The organism is Methylobacterium sp. J-026 (genome assembly GCF_022829585.1).
Taxonomy (GTDB): Bacteria; Pseudomonadota; Alphaproteobacteria; order Rhizobiales; family Beijerinckiaceae; genus Methylobacterium.
On record NZ_JAKSYC010000041.1, the window covers coordinates 1 to 3,381 of the forward strand.

2 protein-coding genes are annotated in these 3,381 nt (G+C 76.3%); both read left to right on the forward strand.

All coding sequences use genetic code 11. The features are described 5' to 3' along the window. Window positions 1-133: 133 nt before the first annotated feature. Entirely contained in the window at window positions 134-2,362 is a 2,229-nt protein-coding gene (locus tag MKK69_RS02415) for a response regulator (protein ID WP_243965157.1), read from the forward strand. A 14-nt stretch (window positions 2,363-2,376) separates the two neighbouring features. After that, window positions 2,377-3,381, forward strand: a 1,005-nt coding sequence (cheB, locus tag MKK69_RS02420; protein ID WP_243965158.1) for a chemotaxis-specific protein-glutamate methyltransferase CheB, incomplete at its 3' end; no start/stop codon positions are given.

Here is a 3,381-nt window from a genome sequence, read left to right on the forward strand (position 1 = left end):
AACATCCGGCAGGCCAGCCAGCAGACCGCGGCCGGCACCCGCCAGGTCGAGACCGCCTCGGCCAACCTCACCGAACTCGCCCAGGCGCTCATGGCGCTCGCCGAACGATACCGCCACTGAGGTTGGCCGCGCCTTGCCCGAGGACATCCGCCAGCTCCTGCTCGCCGCCTTCGATGTCGAGCACCGGGAGCACATCACGGCGATCCGCGGGGCGCTCGGCAGCGCCGCCCCGGACTGGAACGACGTGTTCCGCCGCGCCCACAGCCTGAAGGGCGCCTCGCGCGCCGTCGATCTGCCCGCCGTCGAGGCGGTCGCCCACCGCCTGGAGACGCTGTTCGAGAAGGTCCGGACCGGCGCGACCGCCCTCGACCGGGACGCGGCCAACGCCGTCCACCTCGCCCTCGACCGGATCGAGGCCTACGTGGCCGGGCTCCAGGACGGCGCCGGACCCGCCATGCCGGCCGATGCCCTGGCGGCCCTGGGCCAGGTCCTCGGGCTCCCGGACGAGGCGTCGCAGGCCGCACCGGCGGCCGGGCCGCCGCCCCAACCGCCGCGGCCCTCCGGCCCGGCTCCGGAGCCGGTCGCTCCCGCGCCGCCGCCGGAGCCGGCCGATCCCGCCGCCGCCTTCCTGCGGGTGCCCGGCGAGGCCGTGGAGGCCGTGGTCCGGGCGAGCCACGACCTCACCAGCACCCTCGCCGGCCGCCTGTCGGCGGCCGAGAGCCTCGCGCGCCTGGCCAGGCTCGCCCGGGACCTGCGCGCCGGCGCGGAGGCGCTCGCCGCCGGGGCGGAGTCGGAGCGGCCCGAATGGCGCGCCTTCGCGGCCGAGATCGGCAGCTTCGCCCGGGAGGCCTCGGACCTGTCCCGGCGCCAGGCCGCCGTCGCCAGCGGGATCGAGGGGGCCGCCGCCCGGGTCCGCACCGCCGCCGAGCGCCTCGCCCTGGTTCCGGCCGAGACGGTGCTGGCCCCGCTGGCGCGGTCGCTGCGCGAGACCGCCCGGGAACAGGGCCGCGAGGTCGATCTCGACCTGCGCGGCCTCGACCTGCCCGTGGAGCGCGGCACCCTCCAGGCGCTGAAGGACCCGCTGCTCCACGCCCTGCGCAACGCCCTGAGCCACGGCTGGCAGAGCCCGGAGCGGCGCCGGGCCGCCGGCAAGCCCGAGGCCCTGGCGCTCGGGCTCGAGGTGGCGGTGCGCGGCGCCCGGCTCCAGGTCACGGTGTTCGACGACGGGCCCGGTCCGGATCTCGCCCGGATCGAGGCCGTGGCCCGGCAGAGCGGCCTCCTCGCCCCGGGGGCGGGCGCCGATCCCGAGACCCTGCTGCGCCTCGTCTTCGAGCCCGGCTTCTCCACCGCGGAGGCGGTCGACACCCTGTCGGGGCGCGGCTACGGACTCGCGGTGGCGGCGGATGCGGCCCGCCAGCTCCTGGGCAGCGTCCGCCTGGAGCCGCGCGCGCCCGCCGGCACCGCCCTGGTCTTCACCCTGCCGCTCTCGGCCGCCCGGCGCAGCCTGCTCCTGGTCGAGGCGGGGGGCCGCAGCTACGCCCTGCCGGGGGGCAGCGTGGAGCGCCTGCTGCGCCTGAAGCGGGCCGACCTGCCGGTGGCGATGGGACGCACGATCCTGCGGCTCGGGGCGGGCGACGCGGCCACCAGCCACCCGGTCAGCGCGCTCGCCGCGCTCCTGGGCCAGCCCGCAGCGCCGGAGGAGTCCGTGACCCTGCTGGCCGTCGTGCTGCGGGCCGGGGGCGGCCGGCTGGCGCTCGCCGTCGATCGCCTGCACGATGTCCGTTCGCTCCTCGTCCTCCCGGCCCCCGCCTTCGGGGCCGATCCGGGCCTGATCGCCGGTACGGCCATCCTGCCCGGCGACGTCCCGGTGCTGGTCCTCGACCCCGACGGGCTCGCGGCGCGGGCGGCTGTGGCACCGGCGTTCGGAACGATGGGGCAAGCCCCACGTTCGACGACACGCGCGACGGGTGATGCCGCATCGCGGGCCGCCGCGCGGGCGACCATCCTGGTCGTCGATGATTCGATCACCACCCGGACCTTGGAGAAGGGCATCTTGGAAGCCGCCGGCTACCGCGTGGTCGTCTGCGTCGACGGCCAGGACGCCCTCGAACGGCTGCGCGCCGAGATCGAGCCCGTGGACCTCGTCCTCGCCGACGTCGAGATGCCGCGCCTCGACGGGTTCGGCCTGGTCCAGGCGCTGCGGGCCGACGAGCGGTTCGCCCGGCTGCCGACGATCCTGATGACCTCCCGCGGGGACGCCGCCGACGTGGCCCGGGGCCTCGACCTCGGCGCCGACGCGTACCTGACCAAGCAGAAATTCGACCAGCGCCAGCTCCTGGACACGATCGGACAGCTCCTGTGACCCCGGTCCGCGTCATGCTCGTGGAGGACAGTCTCGTGGTGCGCGAGCTCCTCCGCCACATCGTCTCGCGCGATCCGCGGCTCGAGATCGTCGCCGCGGTCGCCTCCGGCGAGGAGGCGCTCGACCGGCTCCGGACCGCCCGGCCCGACGTCATCTCGATGGATATCCGCCTGCCCGGCATCGACGGGCTGGAGACCACCCGGCGGATCATGGCCGAGCATCCGACCCCGATCGTCGTGGTGGCGGATTCGGTCGAGGATTCGTCGCTCCGCATCTCCATGAACGCGCTCCGGGCCGGGGCCCTGTCGGTGGTCGAGAAGCCCGTGGCCACGACCCATGCCGGCTACGAGGGCGTGGCCGGCGAGATCTGCACGCAGCTGCGGATCATGGCCCAGGTGCCGGTGATCCGCCGCCGCCCGATCGGCGCGGAATGGGCCGGACGCACCACCGCCGCGGTCTCTCCGATGCCGGCGGAGATGCCCGGACAGGCGCCCAGCCTCCTCGGGATCGCGGCCTCCACGGGCGGCCCCCCGGCCCTGGCCCGGGTGATCGGCGCCCTGCCGCGGACCTTTCCCCTGCCGGTGCTGGTGGTCCAGCACATGGGGCCCGCCTTCATGGACGGGTTCGCGAGCTGGCTCGACAGCGTCGTGACCCTGCCGGTCGGGCTGGCCCGGGACGGGGAGCGGGCCGAGCCCGGCCGCGTCTACGTGGCGCCGGGGGACCGGCATCTGGAGATCGGCTCGGGCCGGATTCTCCGGGTGATCGATACGGCGCCGGTCTCGGGGCAGCGGCCGGCCGCCACCGTTCTGTTCCGCTCGATGGCCCGGCAGGCCGGAGCCTCCGGGATTGGCGTGCTCCTGACCGGCATGGGCGAGGACGGGGCCGTGGGCCTCGCCGACATGCAGAAGGCCGGCGCCCAGACCGTGGCCGAGCACGAGAGCACCGCGGTGGTCTACGGCATGCCGGCGGCGGCGGTGCGGCTCGGGGCGGCCCGGGCCATCCTCCCCCTCGACCGGGTC